The sequence below is a fragment of the Poseidonibacter sp. genome (genome assembly GCF_041821165.1).
In the GTDB taxonomy this organism is placed as follows: Bacteria; Campylobacterota; Campylobacteria; order Campylobacterales; family Arcobacteraceae; genus Poseidonibacter.
Map to the genome: position 1 here is coordinate 1 of NZ_JBGUES010000206.1, position 3,851 is coordinate 3,851.

Genomic DNA, 3,851 nt, shown 5'->3' on the forward strand with positions numbered 1-3,851 from the left:
TTTATGCAAATATCTGGGTTTAATACTTCTATGCAAACTAAATCATTTGTTTTTAACTCTTCTTGAAAATATTCAATAATCTTATGCATACTTTCATTTGTAAACTCTTTTATCTTCAATCTATAGAATCCTCTTTTTCTTCTATTTTATCTAATTTATTCTTTTTTGTATTTGTTCTTTTATATTCTTTTGAATATTTTTTAATTCCATCTAATTCAGCTTCAATTGCATTTGTTGAAATTGAAATTTCTATTAATGCTGTAATTAAAGAAGCACACATTAAAACTAAACTTATTCCAAAAATAATATTTCCAAAATATCTATATTCAACAAAAAGTAAAAACATAGAAAATGTACAAAATAATAGTGACAAAACACCCATTAATTGCATTAGCTTAATTAAATCGACTCTTTTTTTTAGATTTTTAATTTGAAGTGATGCTTTAGGAACTTTTCCTTCTCTTGCATTTGCACTTAAACCTCTTATTAGCTGAGCTGTGGCTAAAAACCTACTTGTATAAGCTAAAAGTAATAGTGAAATAGCTGGAAAAAGTAGTGCTGGAGTTGTTAGTGCTAAATCCATAGATAATCCTTTTAATAATTTACAAAATGTATAATTTGTTATTGTAACATATCAAATATAAATGATATTTTTATGATTTTACAACCTTATTTTCTTAAATTAATCTTTTTTTTTAATATTTTTTTAATATTACACTTTTAATACATTTTTTTTGTGTATTATTGTGAATATGTTTTAAAAGGAAGAGAAATGAATATACATACTGCTGATTTATGCGACGAAAATCAAGATAAAAAAATACAAGTATTATCACCAATTTTTAAAAACTACGGTGGATTAAAAAGATTTTATGGACAAATTGAAACAATTAAACTTGATAAAAGTAATTGGCGATTATTAGAAATGTTAAGAGATGAAAACGGTGAAGGGAAAATTGTTGTTGTTGATAATTCACAAGAATTTTTTGGAGTTGTTGGAGATAGATTAATGGCATTTGCTGCAAAAAATAACTGGCAAGCAATTATTCTAAATGGTTATGTAAGAGATACTGATGAAACTAAAAATATCAATGTAGGATTATTTGCAATTGGAACATGTCCTTTAAGAAATTTTGAAAAAACTCAATCATCAAGAGGAGAAGAGTTAAATTTTGAAGGTTTAACATTTAATCAAGGTGATTATATTTATGCTGATAACGATGGTGTTATTATTACTAAAGAGAAACTTATTTAGTATTCTATTCCAAATTTTCATAAATATTTTTTACTGCCTCCAAAAAATATTTATGATTATTGGAACTTAACTAGTCTTGTACATCACTTTTTATAATATCTATAATTTTTGAAGATGATCCAAAATGACTTAATAAATTAAATTTTATATTTGGATATTTACCCTTTTCATTTTCAATTTGACTTGGTATATCAAAAATAACATGCTTACCTGAATTTAAAAAATATGGATAAACTGTAATCTCTGTTATTTTTTTATTTATAAGCTCTTCAACAACTGTACTCATATCTGGTTTAGCTATTTCTAAAAATACTGCTTTTATTTCATCGTATGATGATAAACCTTCTTTTTCTAAGTTTTCAACTAATGAAATAAATTCATCATTTGATTCTTGTTTTTTACTTCCATGTGCTATTAATATTAATGCTTTCAAAAAAACCCTTTCTATATATCTTATATTTTTTTTAAAATCTTTTTTAAAATCTTTTTTTTCTTTTTGATTTTTGATTTAACTTTTTGATCATCACAATCTTCAATTGTTTGACTCAACTTTTTTATCTTTTTTTTAATTAAACTTTTTAATTCTTCTTGTTTTGCCATTCTAGTTTTATTTTCATCAGGGATATTAAAAAAATTTTCTATTTCTTGAAATAACTTCTCTACTTTCATTTTTCTTCTCCTAAAATTTGAATGTCTTTATCTTCTATCCAAAGAATACTTGCAGACTCTATTAGTTTTTTCGAAATATTATAAGCATAAGAACTATCATTTATTAATGATGTAGCCATTTTTGAATCAATTAAATTTTTTCTTATTAAATCATCAATTCTATCATTTCTAATATTATCTAATTGATTAATATTTTCTTTTAATAGCTCTAAGTTAGATAAAACATCAATATCATCACCTACGTCTTTTAACTCATTAATCGTTTTTATAGTATTTGCTATATTTATTCTAAGGTTATTGTATTCATCATGAATACTAGTGTTTTTTGATTTTAGATAAATAAAAATATTTTTTTGTAATTCTCTAATATCTTTAATAGCTTCAACAATATTTCTTGAAGCAAGTTTTAAATCATATATTTTATCTTTTTGGCTATTATCCATATTTTCTTGTGATAAAGTTGAGAAATGGATTATATCTCCATATAATAATTTGATTTTATTTGAATAAAACTCATTTACATCAGTTTGTATATTTAATTTTGAGCTCTTTACAACTTCACTAATATCACTTGTACCTAAGAATTTATGTCTATGTAAAAATAGTGCATGAGAAATAACTTCAACTGCATTTTCATATAAATGAATTGTCTCTTTTTTAACTGCTGTTATTGCAACATCAGGTACTGCAATTACAACATCATCAAGATACTTAGCTTTTAATTCAGAAGTATTCTTTTCAAGAAACAAGCCTTCTAAAAACTTAACTAAATATTTTGTAAAAGGTGAAACTACAAGTACTCCAATTATATTAAATATAGTATGAAATAGTGCTAGTTTCATTGCATAATCTTCTGAACCAATTCCTATTTTAGAAGCTAAAAATGTTACAAGGTCAGCTAATTGATAAAGGAATACAATAGCAATAAAACCTGTAATCATATTAAAAATGAAGTGAGCAACAGCTAGTCTTTTTCCATTGGCATTTGAAGCTAATGCTCCAATTACTGCTGTTACTGTTGTACCAATATTTGCACCAATTGCAAGTTCGAGTGCATTTATATATAAAATCTGATTCGTTGCAAGTGCTGTAATAATTAAGGCCATTGTTGCACTACTTGATTGAATAACAACAGTAGCAACTGCTCCAAGTAATATATAAACTAAAGCACCTAAATAACCTTCCATTGCAAATTGTGCTAAATCTAATCCATCTTTTAACGTTTCAAAACCATCTTTCATATATGAAATCCCAAGGAATACAAAACCTAAACCAACAAATACATTTCCTATACCTTGATAAGATTTATTCTTTGAAAACCTAAATACTACACCAAAAATAATCATAGGCATAGCATAAGCAGATATTTTTATTTTTACCCCAAAAGTTGATACAATCCATGCTGTTGTAGTTGTTCCAATATTAGAGCCAAATACAACACCAATTGCACCTGCTAAAGATATTAGTTCAGCACTTAAAAATGAAATAATTATAATAGAAATTAAAGAAGAACTTTGGATAATTGAAGTAGCTAAAAACCCTGTTCCAATAGCTTTCGGAACACTATTAGTACTATTTTCAAGTACTTTTTCCAATATTCCACCAGAAAAAAGTTTAAAACCATCTTCCATAAAAACCATTCCAATTAAGAAAATAGCAATACCTGAAATAATTATCTTTGCATCATTACTTGAAAATAGAATATAAGCTAATGCTAATAAAACTAAAGGATATAATACTTTTTTTAACATTACGCACCCTCAATAAATAATTTTGCAGTAAACTCTTTTTCATTATTTATTACTTTTAAATTTGTAGTTATAGAGTTTTTTAAAGAACTGAGTTCCCCTTGTATTGTTTGTAATACATGCCAGTATTTTTCAAAAAATGGAACATCAATCTCTTTTATATGTTCTCTTTTTATAAT

General features: G+C 25.0%; 5 protein-coding genes. 1 reads left to right on the forward strand and 4 read right to left on the reverse strand.

Annotated elements, in window-relative coordinates; all coding sequences use genetic code 11:
* Window positions 1–115: 115 nt before the first annotated feature.
* A complete protein-coding gene (locus ACERKK_RS11985; protein WP_373773311.1) occupies window positions 116–583 on the reverse strand; it encodes a DUF2721 domain-containing protein in 468 nt (155 codons plus the stop codon).
* Window positions 584–772: 189 nt separating this feature from the next.
* On the opposite strand from ACERKK_RS11985, the gene rraA reads away from it, so the two are divergent.
* On the forward strand, window positions 773–1,255 hold the full coding sequence (gene rraA, locus ACERKK_RS11990) for a ribonuclease E activity regulator RraA (protein ID WP_373773312.1): 483 nt from the start codon (window positions 773–775) through the stop codon (window positions 1,253–1,255).
* 70 nt (window positions 1,256–1,325) lie between these two features.
* Here rraA and ACERKK_RS11995 read toward each other — a convergent pair whose 3' ends face one another.
* The 3 genes from ACERKK_RS11995 to ACERKK_RS12005 are packed head-to-tail and all read right to left on the reverse strand — an operon-like array spanning window position 1,326 to window position 3,675.
* The gene (locus tag ACERKK_RS11995; RefSeq protein ID WP_373773313.1) at window positions 1,326–1,688 is read right to left on the reverse strand and encodes a sirohydrochlorin chelatase; all 363 of its coding nucleotides are present in this window, start codon (window positions 1,686–1,688) and stop codon (window positions 1,326–1,328) included.
* Window positions 1,689–1,708: 20 nt separating this feature from the next.
* On the reverse strand, window positions 1,709–1,924 hold the full coding sequence (locus ACERKK_RS12000; RefSeq protein WP_373773314.1) for a hypothetical protein: 216 nt from the start codon (window positions 1,922–1,924) through the stop codon (window positions 1,709–1,711).
* Entirely contained in the window at window positions 1,921–3,675 is a 1,755-nt protein-coding gene (locus ACERKK_RS12005; protein ID WP_373773315.1) for a Na/Pi cotransporter family protein, read from the reverse strand. The genes ACERKK_RS12000 and ACERKK_RS12005 overlap by 4 nt, the downstream gene beginning before the upstream one ends.
* Between the last annotated feature and the right edge of the window lie 176 nt (window positions 3,676–3,851).